The organism is Enterobacter genomosp. S, assembly GCF_001631805.1.
GTDB lineage: Bacteria > Pseudomonadota > Gammaproteobacteria > Enterobacterales > Enterobacteriaceae > Enterobacter > Enterobacter quasihormaechei.
Genome location: NZ_LVVA01000012.1, coordinates 24,321 through 44,674, shown reverse-complemented (window position 1 = coordinate 44,674; position 20,354 = coordinate 24,321). Strand labels below are relative to the sequence as shown.

19 protein-coding genes are annotated in these 20,354 nt (G+C 57.0%); 12 read left to right on the top strand and 7 right to left on the bottom strand.

Annotated elements, in window-relative coordinates:
• Positions 1–23: 23 nt before the first annotated feature.
• Positions 24–842 carry a DUF72 domain-containing protein gene (locus A3466_RS07895; protein ID WP_063450114.1) on the bottom strand — a complete coding sequence of 273 codons (819 nt, stop codon included), beginning with the start codon at positions 840–842 and terminating at the stop codon, positions 24–26.
• Positions 839–1,405 (bottom strand): hydrolase, encoded by a 567-nt coding sequence (locus tag A3466_RS07890; RefSeq protein ID WP_063450113.1) that lies wholly within the window; start codon positions 1,403–1,405, stop codon positions 839–841. The genes A3466_RS07895 and A3466_RS07890 overlap by 4 nt, the downstream gene beginning before the upstream one ends.
• Positions 1,406–1,668: 263 nt before the next feature.
• On the opposite strand from A3466_RS07890, the gene aspS reads away from it, so the two are divergent.
• The 6 genes from aspS (at position 1,669) to ruvB (ending at position 6,925) form a co-directional block, all read left to right on the top strand.
• Complete coding sequence (gene aspS, locus A3466_RS07885) at positions 1,669–3,441, top strand: aspartate--tRNA ligase (RefSeq protein WP_063450112.1); 1,773 nt, start codon at positions 1,669–1,671, stop codon at positions 3,439–3,441.
• Between the two features lies 1 nt (position 3,442).
• Positions 3,443–3,886 (top strand): dihydroneopterin triphosphate diphosphatase, encoded by a 444-nt coding sequence (gene nudB, locus A3466_RS07880; RefSeq protein ID WP_063450111.1) that lies wholly within the window; start codon positions 3,443–3,445, stop codon positions 3,884–3,886.
• 27 nt (positions 3,887–3,913) lie between these two features.
• On the top strand, positions 3,914–4,654 hold the full coding sequence (locus A3466_RS07875) for a YebC/PmpR family DNA-binding transcriptional regulator (RefSeq protein WP_006176049.1): 741 nt from the start codon (positions 3,914–3,916) through the stop codon (positions 4,652–4,654).
• Between the two features lie 34 nt (positions 4,655–4,688).
• Positions 4,689–5,210, top strand: a complete 522-nt coding sequence (ruvC, locus tag A3466_RS07870) for a crossover junction endodeoxyribonuclease RuvC (protein WP_003859749.1) — start codon at positions 4,689–4,691, stop codon at positions 5,208–5,210.
• Between the two features lie 81 nt (positions 5,211–5,291).
• Positions 5,292–5,906, top strand: coding sequence for a Holliday junction branch migration protein RuvA (gene ruvA / locus A3466_RS07865; protein ID WP_023312236.1), 615 nt, complete (start codon positions 5,292–5,294; stop codon positions 5,904–5,906).
• Between the two features lie 8 nt (positions 5,907–5,914).
• Positions 5,915–6,925: a Holliday junction branch migration DNA helicase RuvB gene (gene ruvB, locus A3466_RS07860; protein WP_003859753.1), complete on the top strand. Its 1,011-nt coding sequence runs from the start codon at positions 5,915–5,917 to the stop codon at positions 6,923–6,925.
• A 64-nt stretch (positions 6,926–6,989) separates the two neighbouring features.
• On the opposite strand, the gene znuB is transcribed toward ruvB, so the two are convergent.
• Both znuB and znuC read right to left on the bottom strand, forming a co-directional pair.
• Positions 6,990–7,775 (bottom strand): zinc ABC transporter permease subunit ZnuB, encoded by a 786-nt coding sequence (gene znuB / locus A3466_RS07855; protein ID WP_063450110.1) that lies wholly within the window; start codon positions 7,773–7,775, stop codon positions 6,990–6,992.
• Entirely contained in the window at positions 7,772–8,527 is a 756-nt protein-coding gene (gene znuC, locus A3466_RS07850) for a zinc ABC transporter ATP-binding protein ZnuC (protein ID WP_063450109.1), read from the bottom strand. The genes znuB and znuC overlap by 4 nt, the downstream gene beginning before the upstream one ends.
• Before the next feature lie 77 nt (positions 8,528–8,604).
• On the opposite strand from znuC, the gene znuA reads away from it, so the two are divergent.
• From znuA to lpxM, 3 genes are all read left to right on the top strand, one after another.
• Positions 8,605–9,549 (top strand): zinc ABC transporter substrate-binding protein ZnuA, encoded by a 945-nt coding sequence (gene znuA / locus A3466_RS07845; RefSeq protein WP_063450556.1) that lies wholly within the window; start codon positions 8,605–8,607, stop codon positions 9,547–9,549.
• Positions 9,550–9,564: 15 nt separating this feature from the next.
• Positions 9,565–10,884: a murein DD-endopeptidase MepM gene (gene mepM / locus A3466_RS07840; RefSeq protein WP_006811031.1), complete on the top strand. Its 1,320-nt coding sequence runs from the start codon at positions 9,565–9,567 to the stop codon at positions 10,882–10,884.
• Positions 10,885–11,003: 119 nt separating this feature from the next.
• Positions 11,004–11,975 carry a lauroyl-Kdo(2)-lipid IV(A) myristoyltransferase gene (lpxM, locus tag A3466_RS07835; protein WP_063450108.1) on the top strand — a complete coding sequence of 324 codons (972 nt, stop codon included), beginning with the start codon at positions 11,004–11,006 and terminating at the stop codon, positions 11,973–11,975.
• 35 nt (positions 11,976–12,010) lie between these two features.
• Here lpxM and pyk read toward each other — a convergent pair whose 3' ends face one another.
• Together pyk and A3466_RS07825 are read right to left on the bottom strand one after the other, a co-directional pair.
• On the bottom strand, positions 12,011–13,453 hold the full coding sequence (gene pyk / locus A3466_RS07830; RefSeq protein ID WP_010432595.1) for a pyruvate kinase: 1,443 nt from the start codon (positions 13,451–13,453) through the stop codon (positions 12,011–12,013).
• Between the two features lie 114 nt (positions 13,454–13,567).
• Positions 13,568–14,437 (bottom strand): MurR/RpiR family transcriptional regulator, encoded by an 870-nt coding sequence (locus A3466_RS07825; protein ID WP_063450107.1) that lies wholly within the window; start codon positions 14,435–14,437, stop codon positions 13,568–13,570.
• A gap of 356 nt (positions 14,438–14,793) precedes the next feature.
• On the opposite strand from A3466_RS07825, the gene zwf reads away from it, so the two are divergent.
• The 3 genes from zwf (at position 14,794) to kdgA (ending at position 18,992) form a co-directional block, all read left to right on the top strand.
• A complete protein-coding gene (zwf, locus tag A3466_RS07820) occupies positions 14,794–16,269 on the top strand; it encodes a glucose-6-phosphate dehydrogenase (RefSeq protein WP_003859771.1) in 1,476 nt (491 codons plus the stop codon).
• 230 nt (positions 16,270–16,499) lie between these two features.
• Positions 16,500–18,311: a phosphogluconate dehydratase gene (gene edd / locus A3466_RS07815; protein WP_063450106.1), complete on the top strand. Its 1,812-nt coding sequence runs from the start codon at positions 16,500–16,502 to the stop codon at positions 18,309–18,311.
• A gap of 39 nt (positions 18,312–18,350) precedes the next feature.
• Positions 18,351–18,992: a bifunctional 4-hydroxy-2-oxoglutarate aldolase/2-dehydro-3-deoxy-phosphogluconate aldolase gene (kdgA, locus tag A3466_RS07810; protein ID WP_063450105.1), complete on the top strand. Its 642-nt coding sequence runs from the start codon at positions 18,351–18,353 to the stop codon at positions 18,990–18,992.
• Positions 18,993–19,034: 42 nt separating this feature from the next.
• On the opposite strand, the gene purT is transcribed toward kdgA, so the two are convergent.
• Positions 19,035–20,213: a formate-dependent phosphoribosylglycinamide formyltransferase gene (gene purT, locus A3466_RS07805; RefSeq protein ID WP_063450104.1), complete on the bottom strand. Its 1,179-nt coding sequence runs from the start codon at positions 20,211–20,213 to the stop codon at positions 19,035–19,037.
• Positions 20,214–20,354: the final 141 nt, after the last annotated feature.

The following is a 20,354-nucleotide window of genomic DNA, read 5'->3' as shown; positions in this document are numbered from 1 at the left end:
CGTCTCTATGATAGGGGGTGATGTCAGAAAAGAGAAGATTGTTGTGGGATGGAGGGGGCGGGGCCAACCGACGGAACCGCACGCTGCAAGGCCTGCCAGAGAGCATCGACCAGTTCAGGCGCCTGGGCAATATCCGGCGTATGTAAAAACAGGTACGGAGTGGTGGTCTGCTCCCATTTCGCGAGCGTTTGCAGCCAGACGGCGAACATCGCCTGGTTTTGCTGCATGTTATCGCTGCCGATAAACCGCACCATCGGGTTTTTTGCCGTCACGATCGCGTGGACGGGCACTTTCGGTTTTTTGCGCTGGGCATCAACAATGGCTTCGCTGTGCGGGATTGCGCTGTGTACGGGCCGGCTGTCGAGGATTGCCCGGTTGACAGAGCGTTCTAACAGACCGCGATTCAACGCTTTTTCCGCCTCGCCTTTGGCAAAGAATTCCGGATGCCTCACTTCCACGCCGTAGGTAAAGTCATGCGGCAACGCGTCGAGAAACTGCCAGAGAGCAGGCAGGTCGCGCGGGCCAAACGTAGCGGGAAGCTGGAGCCAGTACTGTCCTATCCGGCTGGCCAGAGGCGACATTCGGGTGAAAAACTCGTGGGTTAAATCATCGCAGTTGCGCAGCGCGGCGTTGTGGGAGATGGTCGCCGGGAATTTAAAGCAAAAGCGAAAGTCGTCGGTGGTTTGCTCGCGCCAGCGTTCGACGATCTCCGCGCGGGGCAGGGCGTACAGCGTGGTATTGCCCTCCACGCAGTTAAAGTGTCGGGCATACTCTTCAAGGCTGGTAATACCCAGGCGCACCCATTTCGGGTGCGACCACTGGGGCAGGCCCACGTACATCATAGCGCGCTCAGGATCTCATCCGTGCTGCGCACGCGACCGATACGCGGGAAGATATGGGTCATGCTGCCCTGATGCTGGTCCGCAGAGGCTGCGCTGCACGCGTCTTCCGCGATGACCAGGTTAAAGCCCAGCTCCCAGGCGTTACGGGCGGTGGATTCCACACCGATGTTGGTGGAGATCCCGCACAGAATGATCGTGTCGATTCCGCGACGGCGCAGCTGAAGCTCCAGATCGGTGCCGTAGAAGGCGCCCCACTGGCGTTTGGTGACTTCAATATCGCTGTCGCGTTTACCGAGCGAGACCGGATACGTCCACCAGTTGTCCGGCAGCGCCTGCGCCGGGGCCTGAGCATCAACCGGCTGTTTTAACGCTTCGGCAAAATCAGCGGACCAGCCGACGCGCACCATGACCACCGGCGCACCGCTGGCGCGGCATTTTTCCGCCAGACGCGCAGCGCGGCTTACGACATCGTCAGCGGTGTGCGGACCCCCGGCAAAAGGCAGGATCCCTTCCTGTAAATCAATGACCACGAGGGCGGTTTTGGTGGCATCAAGCGTCAACATTGTTACTCCAGTCAAATCAGTGGCTTTTCTACACCTTACGACGGTATGGCCTGTTATCGGTCGGATAATTTTGTTAATTTTTGTGAGAATAGGCAATAAGAGCACAGCAAACGCACGTCAGGCCGTGCTTCGCTCTTATCGTCCGGCAGAATTTCCAGTATAATAGCCGCCTTTTTTCATCCAGTTGTGACATACAGAAAGCTGCGACATCGTAGCCTGCAAGACAGGCAACAATCAGCCTGCGGCTAATTAAGGGATATCTCATGCGTACAGAATATTGCGGGCAGCTGCGTCAGTCCCACGTCGGGCAGCAGGTTACCCTGTGTGGTTGGGTCAATCGTCGTCGCGATCTTGGTAGCCTTATCTTTATTGATATGCGTGACCGCGAAGGTATCGTTCAGGTGTTCTTCGATCCGGATCGCGCTGATGCGTTGAAGCTGGCTTCTGAGCTGCGTAATGAGTTCTGCATTCAGGTGACGGGCACCGTACGTGCGCGTGACGAAAAAAACATCAACGCCGAGATGGCGACCGGCGCTATCGAAGTGCTGGCGTCCGATCTGGTGATTATCAACCGCGCGGAAGCGCTGCCGCTGGACTCCAACCACGTCAACACCGAAGAAGCGCGTCTGAAATACCGCTACCTGGATCTGCGTCGTCCGGAGATGGCTCAGCGCCTGAAAACCCGTGCGAAAATCACCAGCCTGGTGCGTCGCTTTATGGACGATCACGGTTTCCTCGATATTGAAACCCCGATGCTGACCAAAGCCACGCCGGAAGGCGCGCGAGATTACCTGGTGCCATCCCGCGTTCATAAAGGCAAATTCTACGCGCTGCCGCAGTCACCGCAGCTGTTCAAACAGCTGCTGATGATGTCCGGCTTCGACCGCTATTATCAAATCGTTAAGTGCTTCCGCGACGAAGACCTGCGCGCTGATCGTCAGCCAGAATTTACCCAGATCGATGTTGAAACTTCCTTCATGACCGCCGAACAGGTGCGTGAAGTGATGGAAGCGCTGGTGCGTAGCCTGTGGAACGACGTCAAGGGCGTTGAGCTGGGCGATTTCCCGATCATGACCTTCGCGGAAGCCGAGCGTCGCTACGGTTCCGACAAACCAGACCTGCGTAACCCGATGGAGCTGGTGGACGTGGCTGACCTGGTTAAAGACGTGGAGTTCGCGGTCTTTGCTGGCCCGGCTAACGATCCAAAAGGCCGCGTGGCTGCCCTGCGCGTACCGGGCGGCGCGTCCTTAAGCCGTAAGCAGATTGACGACTACGGCAACTTCATCAAGATCTACGGCGCGAAAGGTCTGGCCTATATTAAAGTGACCGAGCGCGCGAAGGGTCTGGAAGGCATCACCAGCCCGGTGGCGAAATTCCTGAACGCGGACATCGTGGAAGCGATCCTTGAGCGCACCGGTGCCCAGGACGGCGACATGATCTTCTTCGGCGCAGACAACAAGAAAGTTGTTGCTGACGCAATGGGCGCGCTGCGTCTGAAGCTCGGTAAAGACCTGAATTTGACCGACGAAAGCAAATGGGCGCCGCTGTGGGTTATCGACTTTCCAATGTTTGAAGACGACGGTGAAGGCGGCCTGACCGCGATGCACCACCCGTTCACCTCGCCAAAAGACATGACGGCGGCGGAGCTGAAGGCAGCACCGGAAGATGCGGTAGCGAATGCCTACGATATGGTTATCAACGGCTACGAAGTGGGCGGCGGCTCCGTGCGTATTCACAGCGGTGAAATGCAGCAGACCGTGTTCGGCATTCTGGGTATTAACGAGCAGGAGCAGCGCGAGAAGTTTGGCTTCCTGCTGGACGCCCTGAAATACGGTACGCCTCCGCACGCGGGTCTGGCCTTCGGTCTCGACCGTCTGACCATGCTGCTGACCGGCACCGACAACATCCGTGATGTTATCGCCTTCCCGAAAACCACCGCAGCGGCGTGTCTGATGACCGAAGCGCCAAGCTTTGCCAACCCGGCCGCGCTGGCCGAGCTGGGCATTGAGGTGGTGAAGAAGGAAGAGAAAAACTGATATGGCATACAAGCTTCCCGTTTCTGTCTTAGTTGTCATTTATGCCCTGGACACGAAGCGGGTGCTGATGTTGCAGCGGCGCGACGATCCTGATTTCTGGCAGTCGGTTACCGGCAGCCTCGAAGAGGGGGAGACCGCACCGCAGGCCGCCGCGCGTGAAGTAAAGGAAGAGGTCGCCATTGACGTTGCTCGCGAGCAACTGACCCTGAAGGACTGTCAGCGCACGGTGGAGTTTGAAATTTTTAGCCATTTACGTCATCGCTATGCGCCGGGCATTGAGCGCAATACGGAATCGTGGTTCTGCCTTGCGCTTCCCCATGAGCGGGAGATCGTGTTCACTGAACATCTGACCTACCGCTGGGTCGATGCGGCGGATGCCGCCGCACTGACCAAGTCATGGAGCAACCGGCAGGCGATTGAAGAATTTGTAATTAACGCTGCCTGAGAAGGCGCGATTTTTGGAGAACTTTTTATGGCAGGTCATAGTAAGTGGGCCAACACCAAACACCGTAAAGCGGCACAGGATGCCAAGCGCGGTAAAATCTTTACCAAAATCATTCGTGAGCTGGTAACAGCGGCGCGTCTGGGCGGCGGCGATCCGGCCTCTAACCCGCGCCTGCGTGCGGCGGTGGATAAAGCCCTGTCCAACAACATGACGCGTGACACCCTGAACCGCGCCATCGCACGTGGCGTGGGCGGTGACGAAGACGCGAACATGGAAACCATCATTTATGAAGGTTACGGCCCTGGCGGTACGGCGGTAATGGTTGAATGTCTGTCCGACAACCGTAACCGTACCGTTGCGGAAGTGCGCCACGCGTTCACCAAAACCGGCGGTAACCTGGGCACTGACGGCTCCGTAGCTTACCTGTTCAGCAAAAAAGGCGTCATCTCCTTCGAGAAAGGCGACGAAGACGTCATCATGGAAGCGGCGCTGGAAGCGGGCGCGGAAGACGTGGTGACCTACGACGACGGTGCGATTGACGTTTACACCGCGTGGGAAGAGATGGGTGCCGTGCGCGATGCGCTGGAGGCGGCTGGCCTTAAGGCGGATAACGCTGAAGTGTCCATGATCCCGTCCACTAAAGCGGATATGGATGCGGAAACCGCGCCTAAGCTGCTGCGTCTGATCGACATGCTCGAAGACTGCGACGACGTGCAGGAAGTGTATCACAACGGTGAAATCTCTGATGAGGTGGCTGCGACGCTGTAATGCGCCAGCCTGAACCGTTTACGGGAGACGCGTGATGTCGATTATCCTTGGGATTGACCCCGGCTCGCGCGTCACCGGCTATGGCGTTATCCGTCAGGTGGGACGCCAGCTAACCTACCTCGGCAGCGGCTGTATTCGCACTAAAGTGGACGATCTGCCGTCGCGCCTGAAGCTCATTTATGCGGGCGTGTCGGAGATCATCACCCAGTTCCAGCCGGACTATTTCGCCATCGAGCAGGTCTTTATGGCGAAGAACGCGGATTCGGCGTTAAAGCTTGGTCAGGCGCGCGGCGTGGCGATTGTTGCCGCCGTGAACCAGGACCTGCCGGTATTTGAGTACGCGGCCCGTCAGGTTAAGCAGACGGTAGTCGGCATCGGTAGCGCGGAGAAAAGTCAGGTGCAGCATATGGTGCGCACCCTGCTGAAGCTTCCCGCGAACCCGCAGGCCGACGCCGCGGATGCGCTGGCGATTGCGATTACCCACTGCCACGTCAGCCAGAACGCGATGCAAATGAGCGAGTCGCGGCTCAATCTGGCGCGAGGCAGGTTACGATAATAAGAAATCAGGCTGGATGTTTATCCAGCCTTTTTTTATTATGTCGCCAGTTAACACTTTTCCAGAACGCAGGAGCGTCACGTGATAGGCAGACTCAGAGGCATCATCATTGAAAAACAACCCCCGTTAGTGCTGCTGGAAGTGGGTGGCGTGGGCTATGAAGTCCATATGCCGATGACCTGCTTCTACGAGCTGCCCGACGCGGGCAAAGAGGCGATTGTTTTTACCCAGTTTGTCGTGCGTGAAGACGCTCAGCTGCTGTACGGCTTCAATAACAAACAGGAACGCACCCTGTTCCGTGAATTAATCAAAACCAACGGCGTCGGGCCGAAGCTGGCGCTGGCGATTTTATCCGGTATGTCAGCCCCGCAGTTTGTGAACGCCGTTGAGCGCGAAGATCCGGCTGCGTTGATTAAACTTCCGGGCATCGGCAAGAAAACCGCCGAGCGCCTGATCGTCGAGATGAAAGACCGCTTTAAAGGCCTGCATGGCGATCTGTTCACCCCGGCCGCCGATCTGGTGCTGACTTCACCGGGCGGGCCAGCGACGGATGACGATGCCGAACAGGAAGCGGTTGCCGCGCTGGTAGCGCTGGGATATAAACCTCAGGAGGCCAGCCGGATGGTGAGCAAAATCGCTAAACCGGATGCCAGCAGTGAAACCCTGATTCGTGAAGCGCTGCGCGCTGCATTGTGAGGTAAAGGATGATTGAAGCAGACCGCCTGGTATCGGCAGGCACCATTCAGCCAGATGACGTGGTGGATCGCGCGATCCGTCCAAAACTGCTGGATGAGTACATCGGCCAGCCGCAGGTTCGTTCCCAGATGGAGATTTTCATCCAGGCGGCAAAGCTGCGCGGCGATGCGCTCGATCACCTGCTGATTTTTGGTCCGCCGGGCTTAGGTAAAACCACCCTGGCAAACATCGTCGCCAACGAGATGGGCGTAAATTTACGTACCACTTCCGGCCCGGTGCTGGAAAAAGCGGGCGATCTGGCGGCGATGCTGACCAACCTTGAACCGCACGACGTGCTGTTTATCGATGAAATCCACCGTCTGTCGCCAGTGGTGGAGGAAGTGCTCTATCCGGCAATGGAAGATTACCAGCTGGATATCATGATTGGCGAAGGGCCGGCAGCGCGCTCCATTAAAATCGATCTGCCGCCGTTTACCCTGATTGGCGCCACGACGCGCGCCGGGTCGTTGACCTCTCCGCTGCGCGACCGCTTTGGCATCGTCCAGCGTCTGGAATTTTATCAGGTGCCCGATCTCCAGCACATTGTGGGCCGCAGCGCGCGCTACATGGGGCTGGATATGAGTGAAGAGGGGGCGTTTGAAGTGGCGAAGCGTTCCCGCGGTACGCCGCGTATTGCCAACCGCCTGCTGCGCCGCGTGCGCGACTTCGCCGAAGTGAAGCACGACGGCACCATATCGGCTGAGATTGCCGCCCAGGCGCTGGACATGCTGAACGTGGATGCCGAAGGCTTTGACTATATGGACCGCAAGCTGCTGCTGGCGGTGCTGGATAAGTTCTTTGGCGGGCCGGTAGGGCTGGATAACCTGGCGGCGGCGATTGGTGAAGAGCGTGAAACCATTGAAGACGTGCTGGAGCCGTATCTGATCCAGCAGGGCTTCTTACAGCGTACCCCGCGCGGTCGTATGGCGACGGTGCGAGCGTGGAATCATTTCGGGATAACGCCACCGGCGATGCCTTAAATCATGCCGGGTGGCGGAACGTTTTTGTAGCCCCGGTAAGCGAAGCGCTACCGGGGACATGCTGTTACTGCGCCGTCTTTTTCATCATACTGAAAACAAACAACACCGCCGCGCTCAATACCACCGACGGTCCTGCCGGCGTGTCATAAAACGCCGAGAAGGTTAGCCCGCCCGTGACGGCGATCATCCCGATAACCACCGCGATACCGGCCATTTGCTCTGGTGTACGTGCAAAACGGCGCGCCGTGGCGGCAGGGATAATCAGCAGCGACGTGATAATCAGTGCCCCGACAAACTTCATCGCCACGCCAATGGTTAATGCCGTGACCAGCATCAGCAGCAGCTTCACGCGCTGAAGCTTCACGCCGTCGACAAAGGCCAGATCCGGGCTGACGGTCATCGCCAGCAAATTTCGCCACTGCCACAGTAGTATGCCCAGCACCACTACTACGCCAATGGCAATGGAAACCAGATCCTCGGGCGTAACGGCAAGCAGATCGCCAAACAGATAGGCCATCAGATCAACGCGGATGTTTGACATCAGGCTCACCACCACCAGGCCCAGCGACAGGGCACTGTGCGCCATAATGCCGAGCAGGGTATCAATTGCGAGGTGAGGGCGTTTTTCCAGCCAGACCAGACCGGCGGCCAGCAGCAGCGTGACGACTATCACCGCATAGAACGGGTTCACGTCCAGCAGCAAACCAAACGCGACGCCCAGCAGGGAAGCATGGGCCAGCGTATCGCCGAAATAGGACATTCTGCGCCACACGACAAACGAGCCGAGTGGACCCGCGGCGCAGGCAAGCATAATCCCGGCCAGCCAGCCGGGCAGTAACAGTTCAATCATGAGTGTCCATTTCCCCGACGCAGGACAATTCGTCCCTGTAAATCATGGCGGTGATTGTGATTATGGCGATAAATGCCCAGCTGTTCGGCGCCACGATGGCCAAACATGGAGATAAATTCAGGATGCATTGACACCACTTCCGGCGTACCGGAACAGCAGATGTGGTGGTTCAGGCACAGCACTTCGTCGGTTTTCGCCATCACCAGATGCAGGTCATGGGAAACCATCAGCACCGCACAGTTCAGTTCACGGCGAAGCTGGTCGATGAGGTCGTACAGCGCAACCTGACCGTTAACGTCAACGCCCTGCGTCGGCTCGTCCAGCACCAGCAGCTGAGGGCTGCTGAGCAGGGCGCGGGCAAGCAATACGCGCTGGGTTTCCCCGCCCGAAAGCTTTTGCAGAGGGGCATCAACGAGGTGGCCCGCCTGAACGCGCTTCAGTGCCGGGAGGATATCCGCTTTTCGCGTACCGGGGCGCAGGCGCAGGAAGCGGCTCACCGTCAGGGGCAGCGTGGCGTCGAGATGCAGTTTTTGCGGCACATAGCCGATACGCAGCTTGTCTTCGCGGGCGATCAGCCCTTCATCAGGCGTGACCAGGCCTAGCACGACGCGCACCAGCGTTGATTTACCCGCCCCGTTAGGGCCGAGCAGCGTCAGTATTTTGCCGGGCTTCAGAACCAGCGACACGTCAGAAAGGACGCGGCGCTGGCCGAATGAGACCGACACATTTTCAAGAGAAACTAAAGTCGTCATGTCAATTTAAGCTTGCAGAAGTTATCGAATGTTATAATATCACATCCCACACATTCATTACGATGATTAGTCGCATTATGTTACAGAAAAATACGCTTCTTTTCGCTGCTTTATCCGCTGCACTTTGGGGTACAACCGCACAAGATGTTAACGCTGCCGTTGTCGCTTCGCTTAAACCGCTAGGCTTTATCGCCGCGGCCATCGCCGATGGGGTCACGGAGACCCAGGTTCTGCTGCCTGACGGCGCCTCCGAGCACGATTATTCCCTGCGCCCGTCCGACGTAAAACGCTTACAGAACGCGGACTTAGTTGTCTGGATCGGTCCTGAGATGGAAGCCTTCATGCAGAAAACGGCGAAACAGGTTCCCGCCACGAAACAGGTGGCGATTGGTGAGCTGTCCGGTGTAAAACCGTTGCTCATGAAAGGATCTGAGGACGACGGTCACGAACATGTCCACGGTCATGCTCACGACGAAAAAGGTGACGATCATCACCATCACGGCGAGTACAACATGCATCTCTGGCTTTCCCCAGAGATAGCGCGGCTTTCAGCGGTTGCAATCCACGACAAATTAGTAGAACTTATGCCGCAAAGTCGAGTCCAACTCGACGCCAACCTGAAGGATTTTGAGGCTCAGTTAGCCGTAACCGATAAACAGGTAGGTAACGAGCTCGCACCGCTTAAAGGAAAAGGGTACTTCGTTTTTCATGATGCTTACGGCTATTACGAAAAACATTACGGTCTGACCCCGCTGGGGCATTTTACCGTCAACCCTGAAATTCAGCCTGGTGCGCAGCGTTTACATGAAATCAGAACACAGTTGGTTGAGCAAAAAGCGACATGCGTTTTTGCTGAGCCACAGTTCAGGCCAGCGGTCGTAGAAGCCGTGGCCAGGGGAACATCCGTGCGCATGGGAACCCTTGACCCGCTAGGTACGAACATCCAGTTGAGCAAAGCGAGCTATTCGCAGTTCCTCAGCCAACTGGCGAATCAGTATGCGAGCTGCCTGAAAGGAGATTAACGAGGAAGTGAATACGTGCAACAGATAGCCCGCTCTGTCGCCCTGGCATTTAACAATCTGCCTCGACCCCACCGCGTTATGCTGGGGTCGCTTACAGTTCTCACCTTAGCGGTCGCCGTCTGGCGGCCCTATGTTTACCACCCGAGTTCTGCCCCTATCATCAAAACCATCGAACTGGAGAAGAGCGAAATCCGCTCTCTGCTGCCCGAGGCCAGCGAGCCTATCGATCAGGCCGCTCAGGAAGATGAAGCGATTCCCCAGGACGAGCTGGATGATAAAATCCAGAATGAAGCCGGCATTCATGAATATGTGGTCTCGACGGGCGACACGCTGAGCAGCGTGCTGAACCAGTACGGTATCGACATGGGCAACATCAGCCAGCTTGCCGCCTCCGATAAAGAACTGCGTAATCTGAAAATTGGTCAGCAGCTTTCCTGGACCTTAACCCCGGATGGCGATCTGCAACGTCTGACCTGGGAAATGTCCCGTCGCGAAACCCGCACCTACGATCGTACGGCAAACGGTTTCAAAATGACCAGTGAAATGCAGCAGGGCGACTGGGTGAATAGCGTCATGAAAGGGACCGTTGGCGGCAGCTTTGTTTCCAGTGCACGCGATGCCGGCCTGACCAGCGCTGAAATCAGCTCGGTGATCAAAGCCATGCAGTGGCAGATGGATTTCCGCAAACTGAAAAAAGGCGATCAGTTCTCTGTCCTGATGTCCCGCGAAATGCTGGACGGCAAGCGCGAGCAGAGCCAGCTGGTGGGTGTGCGTCTGCGTTCAGATGGCAAAGACTACTACGCCATTCGTGCGGAAGACGGTAAGTTCTATGACCGCAGCGGTACGGGCCTGGCAAAAGGCTTCCTGCGTTTCCCAACGGCTAAACAGTTCCGCGTCTCCTCCAACTTCAACCCGCGTCGTCTGAACCCGGTAACGGGCCGCGTAGCGCCGCACCGTGGCGTTGACTTCGCCATGCCGCAGGGTACGCCAGTGCTGGCGGTAGGGGATGGTGAAGTGGTGATGGCGAAACGCAGCGGCGCTGCTGGCTATTACGTTGCTATCCGTCACGGTCGTACGTACACCACCCGCTACATGCACCTGCGTAAACTGCTGGTCAAACCGGGCCAGAAAGTGAAACGTGGCGACCGCATCGCGCTGTCCGGGAACACTGGCCGTTCGACGGGCCCGCACCTGCACTACGAAGTGTGGATCAACCAGCAGGCGGTTAACCCGCTGACGGCGAAGCTGCCGCGCACCGAAGGGCTGACCGGAAAAGATCGCAAAGATTACCTGGCGCAGGTGAAAGAGGTGATGCCACAGCTGCGCTTCGACTAAGCTAACATCCTCAAAAATAAGCCGGCGTCAGTGTGCGCCGGCTTTTTCTTTTGTACGCGGACGGCTGCCTCGCTACACTATCTGAATATATTTTTGCGTCACCAGACCCTGGAACCCGCATGGAAACCAAAAAAAACAATATTGAGTACATTCCCGAGTTTGAAAAATCTTTTCGCCACCCGCGTAACTGGGGCGCCTGGCTTGGCGTATACGCGTTTGCTGGCATGGCGTTGCTACCTGCTTCCCTCCGCGATCCGGTGCTCGGCAAGGTAGGGCGACTGGCAGGCCGCTTAGGAAAAAGCGCGCGCCGTCGTGCGCAAATCAATCTTCTGTACTGCTTCCCGGATAAAACCGACGCCGAACGCGAAGCAATTATTGATGAGATGTATACCACCGCGCCACAGGCGATGGCGATGATGGCGGAACTGGCGCTGAAAGGGCCGGAGAAGATCGTTGACCGCGTTGACTGGAAAGGGCTGGAGATCATCGACGAGATGCGTCGCAATGATGAAAAGGTGATTTTCCTGGTGCCGCACGGCTGGGGAGTCGACATTCCGGCGATGCTGATGGCCTCGCAGGGCCAGAAAATGGCGGCGATGTTCCATAATCAGGGAAACAAAATCTACGATTTCGTCTGGAATACCGTTCGCCGTCGCTTTGGCGGACGTTTGCACGCCCGTAACGATGGCATCAAGCCCTTCATTCAGTCCGTGCGTCAGGGCTACTGGGGCTACTACTTGCCCGATCAGGACCACGGCCCTGAGCACAGCGAGTTTGTTGATTTCTTCGCGACCTATAAAGCAACGCTACCCGCGATTGGTCGCCTGATGAAAGTCTGTCGCGCCCGCGTGATCCCGCTGTTCCCGGTGTATGACGGTAAAACGCATCGCCTGAGCATTGAGGTACGTCCGCCGATGGACGATCTGCTGGCCGCAGACGATCGCACCATCGCGCGCCGTATGAATGAAGAGGTGGAAGTGCTGGTGGGGCCGCATAAAGAGCAATATACGTGGATCCTTAAGCTGCTCAAAACGCGTAAGCCTGGCGAAACGGAGCCGTACAAGCGTAAAGAGCTGTTCCCTAAGAAATAGGAAACCCTCTCCCTTAGGGGAGAGGGGATCGGGTCTTACTCTACGGTCAGTACGCGGGTGGTGTTGGTTGAGCCGATGGTGCTCATCACGTCACCCTGCGTCACGATAACGATATCGCCGGACACCAGGTAACCTTTGTCACGCAGCAGATTTACCGCATCGTGCGCAGCGGCCACGCCGTCGTTAGTGCTGTCGAAGTGCACCGGCGTCACGCCGCGATACAGCGCCGTCAGGTTCAGCGTACGCTCGTGACGGGACATGGCGAAGATCGGCAGGCCGGAACTGATGCGGGATGTCATCAGCGCGGTACGGCCAGATTCGGTCATAGTGATGATTGCCGTGACCCCTTTCAGGTGGTTTGCGGCGTACATCGCGGACATCGCAATCGCTTCTTCCACATTGTCGAACTGGATATCCAGGCGGTGCTTGGAGACGTTAATGCTTGGGATCTTCTCTGCGCCCAGGCAGACGCGCGCCATGGCGGCCACGGTTTCCGCCGGGTACTGACCGGCAGCGGTTTCGGCTGACAGCATCACCGCATCGGTACCGTCCAGCACGGCGTTGGCCACATCCATCACTTCCGCACGGGTCGGCATTGGGTTGGTGATCATGGATTCCATCATCTGGGTGGCGGTGATCACCGCACGGTTCAGCTGGCGCGCGCGACGGATCAGCGCTTTCTGGATGCCGACCAGCTCAGGATCGCCGATTTCTACACCCAGGTCACCACGGGCAACCATCACGACGTCAGACGCCAGGATCACATCATCCATCGCGTCCTGGTCGCAGACTGCTTCCGCGCGTTCAACTTTCGCAACGATTTTCGCATCGCAGCCCGCGTCGCGCGCCAGACGGCGAGCATAGTTCAAATCTTCGCCGCAGCGCGGGAAGGAGACGGCCAGGTAATCTACGCCGATCTGTGCTGCGGTCACGATATCCGCCTTGTCTTTATCGGTCAGCGCTTCGGCAGACAGGCCACCGCCGAGCTTGTTGATGCCTTTGTTGTTGGAGAGCGGGCCGCCGACGGTCACTTCCGTGAACACCTTCATACCCTGAACTTCCAGAACTTTCAGCTGTACGCGTCCGTCGTCCAGCAGCAGGATGTCGCCTGGCACAACGTCAGCAGGCAAACCTTTGTAGTCGATACCCACTTTCTCTTTATCGCCTTCACCTTTGCTCAGGTTGGCATCCAGCAGGAATTTGTCACCGATGTTGAGGAAGACTTTGCCTTCTTTAAAGGTCGATACGCGAATTTTTGGACCCTGAAGATCGCCGAGGATAGCAACGTGGCGGCCCAGTTTAGCTGCGATTTCACGCACTTTATCGGCACGTAATTTATGATCTTCTGGCGTACCGTGAGAGAAGTTCATACGCACCACGTTGGCACCTGCGGCGATAATCTTCTCAAGGTTATTATCGCGGTCAGTGGCCGGGCCTAAGGTGGTAACGATCTTGGTTCTGCGAAGCCTTCTGGACATGTAATACTCCGTTGACTGAAACAACTTTGGTGTTGCGTGAACATTGAATCGGACTTCATCTATTGCAAGGCAGTAGCGAGGGGACCGAATGCCGTAAATCGTACTTCGTCGTTATTAGGGAACATCGCTCTTTATAAGCAATTCTTTATCAAAACGCGATTCTTTCAGGGCTTCCTTGACCCGCTTCAAGTTATCCCGGAATTTTGCACCCCGGCGTAAGGTAAAACCGGTCGCCAGCACGTCAATGACCGTCAACTGCGCCAGGCGGGAGACCATCGGCATGTAAACGTCGGTGTCCTCCGGTACGTCCAGGGTAATGGCGAGCGTCGCTTCCCGGGCCAGCGGCGTACCCGCCGTCGTCAGGGCGATGACCATCGCATCGTTGTCACGCGCGAGCTGTGCCAGCTCAACCTGGCTCTTGGTGCGGCCCGTGTGGGAGATGAGGACCACGACATCATCTTCGCTACAATTCATACAGCTCATGCGTTGCAGCACAATGTCATCGGAATAAATCACCGGCACGTTGAAGCGAAAGAATTTATTCATGGCGTCATGCGCCACGGCAGCCGACGAGCCAAGGCCAAAGAAGGCAATCCGTTTGGCCTGAGTGAGCAAATCAACCGCGCGGTTCACCGAACTCATATCCAGAGACTGGCGCACGTGGTCGAGCGTCGCCATTGCCGATTCAAATATTTTCGCCGTGTAAGCATCTACGCTGTCGTCTTCGTCCACATTGCGATTAACATATGGGGTGCCGTTTGCCAGACTTTGTGCCAGATGCAGTTTAAAATCAGGAAAGCCGCGCGTGTCCAGACTACGACAGAATCGATTAACCGTCGGTTCGCTGACGCCCGATTCCTGTGCCAGAGCGGCGATGCTTGAATGAATCGCCTGAGCGGGGGCGGCGAGAATAACTTCAGCCACTTTGCGCTCGGATTTGCTAAGGTGTTCCAGTTGAAACTGGATTTTTTCCAGCATGTTCATTGTTAACAAGACGCTCATGAGGGCATAAACGATTTCATACCGAGATGAAACCCTGATTCGATTTAGCCGATATTACCCCCGGGACTCCCGAAAGGGTAACCGTCGACAAGAAATGTTGTTGTTTTTTTTCATTACTTGATCGACGTCGGGTTTTGCCCTGACTCCGTTGCGCAAAGAATCGACGTTTGTTGCGACATTAGACGGGCCTGGAGGCCCGGACGACGAAAAATCGCCGTATCGCACGTGACGTTAAGCGCTAATGGTTTCAGGAAATGCGTAAAAGCAGTACAGTGCATTGTAATAAAATTACAACGATACCTGGCAGAGTACCAGGCGATCTAACTGAGGAGAATGACATGGCGGTAACGCAAACAGCCCAGGCATGTGACCTGGTCATTTTCGGCGCGAAAGGCGATCTTGCACGCCGAAAATTGCTGCCTTCCCTGTATCAGCTGGAAAAAGCGGGCCAGATCCATCCTGACACCCGAATCCTTGGGGTAGGGCGCGCCGACTGGGATAAGGAAGCTTATACCAAAGTCGTGCGCGAGGCGCTCGAAACGTTCATGAAAGAAAAAATCGATGAAAGCCTGTGGGATAAACTGAGCGGGCGCCTCGATTTTTGCAACCTGGACGTCAACGATGTAGGCGCCTTTACCCGTCTGGGTGAAATGCTGGACCAGGAAAATCGCGTCACCATTAACTATTTCGCCATGCCGCCAAGCACCTTCGGCGCCATCTGCAAAGGTCTGGGCGAAGCGAAGCTGAACGCCAAACCGGCGCGCGTGGTGATGGAAAAGCCTCTGGGCACGTCGCTGGCAACCTCTCGTGAAATCAACGACCAGGTCGGCGAGTTCTTTGAGGAGTGCCAGGTTTACCGTATTGACCACTATCTGGGCAAAGAGACGGTTCTGAACCTGCTGGCGCTGCGCTTTGCTAACTCCCTGTTTGTGAACAACTGGGACAACCGCACCATCGACCATGTGGAAATTACCGTAGCGGAGGAGGTGGGTATCGAAGGCCGCTGGGGTTACTTTGACCAGGCCGGTCAGATGCGCGACATGATCCAGAACCACCTGCTGCAAATTCTGTGCATGATTGCCATGTCTCCTCCGTCGGATCTGACGGCCGACAGCATTCGTGACGCCAAAGTGAAAGTGCTGAAATCACTGCGCCGTATCGACCGCTCCAACGTGCGTGAGAAAACCGTTCGCGGTCAGTACACCGCAGGTTTTGCCCAGGGGAAAAAAGTTCCTGGCTATCTGGAAGAAGAGGGCGCGAACAAGTCCAGCAATACCGAGACGTTTGTGGCGATCCGCGTGGATATCGACGACTGGCGCTGGGCCGGCGTGCCGTTCTACCTGCGTACCGGTAAACGTCTGCCGGCAAAATGCTCCGAAGTGGTAGTCTACTTCAAAAACCCGGAACTGAACCTGTTCAAAGAATCCTGGCAGGAGCTGCCGCAGAACAAACTGACCATCCGTCTGCAACCGGACGAGGGTGTGGATATTCAGATCCTGAACAAAGTGCCGGGTCTTGATCACAAGCACAACCTGCAAACCACCAAGCTGGACCTGAGCTACTCTGAAACCTTCAACCAGACGCATCTGGCCGATGCTTACGAGCGTCTGCTGCTGGAAACCATGCGTGGTATCCAGGCGCTGTTCGTGCGTCGCGATGAAGTGGAAGAGGCGTGGAAATGGGTCGACTCCATTACCGAAGCGTGGGCTGCCGATCAGGATGCGCCAAAACCGTATCAGGCGGGAACATGGGGGCCTGTCGCCTCCGTTGCGATGATCACCCGCGATGGCCGCTCCTGGAACGAATTTGAGTAAAGCCCTCTAGCCCATAGGTGTTATTTTACCGGTAACATGATCTAACACAGCAAGTGGCATCATTTTTACTTTTTAAGCTCCGCGTGGATTCACCCGCGGAGCTTTTTTTATTACACTCCCCTTAGACATTTTGCCCCTGCGCTCCGGATAACAGGCGTTTCAGCGTTGTTAACAACCGTCAGAACCTGTGTAAACTCCCGAGCTCGGACAGATAAATTAGAGGAGCTTTTATGAATCCGATATTGTTACGCGTAACACAACGCATAATTGAGCGCTCGAAAGAGACCCGTTCTGCCTACCTCGCCCGCATCGAACAGGCGAAGAGCGAAACGGTCCACCGCTCGCAGCTGGCCTGCGGGAATCTGGCTCACGGCTTCGCCGCCTGTCAGCCTGGCGATAAAGACGCGCTGAAAAGCATGTTGCGTAACAACATCGCCATCATTACCTCCTATAACGACATGCTCTCTGCCCACCAGCCGTACGAGGTTTACCCGAACATCATTCGCAACGCGCTGCACAGCGTGAACGCGGTGGGCCAGGTCGCGGGCGGCGTGCCGGCCATGTGCGACGGCGTCACCCAGGGGCAGGACGGCATGGAGCTGTCGCTGCTGAGCCGCGAAGTGATCGCCATGTCTGCGGCGGTTGGCCTCTCGCATAATATGTTTGATGGCGCGCTCTATCTGGGCGTGTGCGACAAAATCGTCCCGGGGCTGGTGATGGCCGCGCTGTCGTTTGGCCATCTGCCAGCGATTTTTGTGCCGTCAGGCCCGATGGCAAGCGGTCTGCCAAATAAAGAAAAAGTGCGCATTCGCCAGCTGTATGCCGAAGGAAAAGCGGATCGTAAGGCGCTGCTGGAAGCGGAGGCCGCGTCCTACCACGCGCCGGGCACCTGTACATTCTACGGTACGGCCAACACCAACCAGATGGTGGTGGAGTTTATGGGGATGCAGCTGCCGGGCTCCTCGTTCATTCAGCCGGACGCGCCGCTGCGTAAGGCGCTGACCGAAGCCGCAGCCCGTCAGGTCACGCGCCTGACCGGTAACGGCAACGAATGGATGCCGATGGGCAAAATGGTGGATGAAAAGGTCATCGTCAATGGGATCGTTGCCCTGCTGGCAACTGGCGGTTCAACCAATCACACCATGCACCTGGTCGCAATGGCGCGCGCGGCGGGCATTCTGATTAACTGGGATGACTTCTCCGATATCTCCTCCGTGGTGCCGCTGATGGCGCGTCTGTACCCGAACGGTCCGGCGGACATCAACCACTTCCAGGCGGCGGGCGGCGTGCCGGTGCTGATGCGCGAGCTGCTTAAAGGCGGCCTGCTGCATGAGGATGTCAACACGGTGGCGGGCTTTGGCCTGCATCGCTATACCCTTGAGCCATGGCTGAACAACGGTGAGCTGGACTGGCGTGAAGGGGCGAGCGACTCGCTCGATCCGCAGGTCATTGCCACCTTCGAGAAACCGTTCTCTCCTCACGGCGGCACCAAAGTGCTGAGCGGTAACCTTGGGCGTGCGGTGATGAAAACCTCTGCCGTGCCGGAAGAGAATCAGGTAATTGAAGCTCCGGCCGTGGTGTTCGAAAGCCAGCACGACGTTTTACCTGCCTTTGACGCGGGTCTGCTGGATAAAGACTGCGTGGTCGTTGTGCGTCATCAGGGACCAAAAGCGAACGGGATGCCAGAATTACATAAACTTATGCCGCCGCTTGGTGTATTATTGGACCGCCGTTTCAAAATTGCGCTGGTCACCGATGGACGCCTCTCCGGGGCATCCGGTAAAGTGCCTTCAGCTATCCACGTCACCCCGGAAGCCTACGACGGTGGCCTGCTGGCGAAAGTCCGTGATGGTGACATGATCCGCGTTAACGGTCAGACAGGTGAGTTAACCCTGCTGGTGGATGAAGCAGAGCTGGCGGCACGTCAGCCACATATTCCTGACCTGAGCGCGTCGCGCGTGGGTACCGGACGTGAAATGTTTGGTGCGTTGCGCGAGAAACTCTCCGGTGCGGAGCAGGGCGCAACCTGTATTACGTTTTAAGACGACTTGATTTTAACGATCTGGCGAGAGAAAACTCTGATGAAAAACTGGAAAACAAGTGCAGAAGCAATCCTGACCACTGGCCCTGTCGTGCCGGTTATTGTGGTAAATAAACTGGAGCACGCTGTCCCGATGGCGAAGGCGCTGGTTGCGGGTGGCGTTCGCGTTCTGGAAGTGACCCTGCGTACTGCCTGTGCGATGGATGCGATCCGCGCTATCGCCAAAGAAGTGCCGGACGCGATCGTTGGTGCAGGTACGGTTCTGAATGCGCAGCAGCTGGCGGAAGTGACCGAAGCGGGCGCACAGTTTGCCATCAGCCCGGGTCTGACCGAGCCGCTGCTGAAAGCCGCGACCGAAGGCACTATTCCTCTGATCCCGGGTATCAGCACCGTTTCTGAACTGATGCTGGGCATGGATTACGGCCTGAAAGAGTTTAAATTCTTCCCGGCTGAAGCGAACGGCGGCACCAAAGCGTTGCAGGCGATTGCGGGTCCATTCTCGCAGGTGCGTTTCTGCCCAACGGGCGGTATCTCTCCGGCCAACTACCGCGACTACCTGGCGCTGAAAAGCGTGCTGTGCATCGGCGGCTCCTGGCTGGTTCCTGCGGATGCGCTGGAAGCGGGCGACTGGGATCGCATCACTAAACTGGCTCGCGAAGCGGTAGAAGGCGCGAAACAGTAAGCGATTCGCAGTAAGAAAAACGGGCCACGTGGCCCGTTTTTTTTATCCTGCAACGCTGACGTTCGCAGCCGCTCTTTTCGCTCTTGCAACGGCTTCGTCCACGTTATCCCCGGTTGCTAACGCCACGCCCAGACGACGGGTGCCGTCGATCTCCGGTTTGCCGAACAGTCGGACCTGCAAGCCTGCGCCAACTGCACCTTCGACGTTATCAAAGGTGACATTCTGGCTGGTCAGCTGCGGCAGGATCACCGCGGAGGCAGCCGGGCCGTACTGACGAATGCCGCCAACCGGCAGGCCGAGGAAAGCGCGCACGTGCAGCGCAAACTCGGAGAGATCCTGTGAAATCAGCGTGACCATCCCGGTATCGTGCGGGCGAGGGGAGACTTCGCTGAAAATCACCTCGTCGCCGCAAACAAACAGTTCCACGCCGAACAGGCCATAGCCGCCCAGCGCCAGCACCGTCTTGCCGGCGATCTCCTGCGCGCGCGCCAGCGCCAGCGCGCTCATCTGCTGCGGCTGCCAGGATTGGCGATAATCGCCGTCTTCCTGACGATGACCAATCGGGTCGCAGAAATAAACGCCGTCCACGGCGCTGACGGTAAGCAGGGTAATTTCGAAATCAAACTTCACCACGCCTTCCACGATGACGCGCCCGGCACCGGCACGACCGCCCTGCTGGGCATAGTCCCAGGCCTTGTCCAGCGTGCTGCTGTCGCGGATAAAGCTCTGCCCTTTGCCGGAGGAGCTCATTACCGGCTTAATGATGCACGGGTAGCTAATCTCTTCGACGGCCTGGAGAAACGCAGCTTTATCCCCGGCAAAACGGTAGCTTGACGTCGGGAGCTGTAATTCTTCTGCGGCCAGGCGACGAATGCCTTCCCGGTTCATGGTCAGTTTTGCCGCTGTGGCGCAAGGCACTACGTGCTGGCCTTCCTGCTCAAGGGCCACCAACACATCAGTGGCAATGGCCTCAATTTCAGGCACCACGAAATCCGGTTTTTCCTCGGCAATCAACGCCCGCAGGGCATTGCCGTCAAGCATATCGATGACGTGCGAGCGATGCGCGACGTGCATCGCTGGGGCGTTCGCGTAACGGTCCACCGCAATCACCTCTACGCCCAAACGCTGGCATTCAATGGCCACTTCTTTACCCAGTTCACCCGATCCCAACAGCATTACGCGCGTCGCGGCAGGGCGCAGCGCGGTTCCTAAACGAGTCATAAAATCCCCCTGAAAAAGTTGCGGGCAGTATAAACGAAAACGTTTGCGTCTGTCTTGTATGGGGATAGCCAGGGCAGGGGATAAATTTGCGCTTCTTTAGCACTGACAGACATTTCCTGACACCTGCTCGCTTAGGCTGTG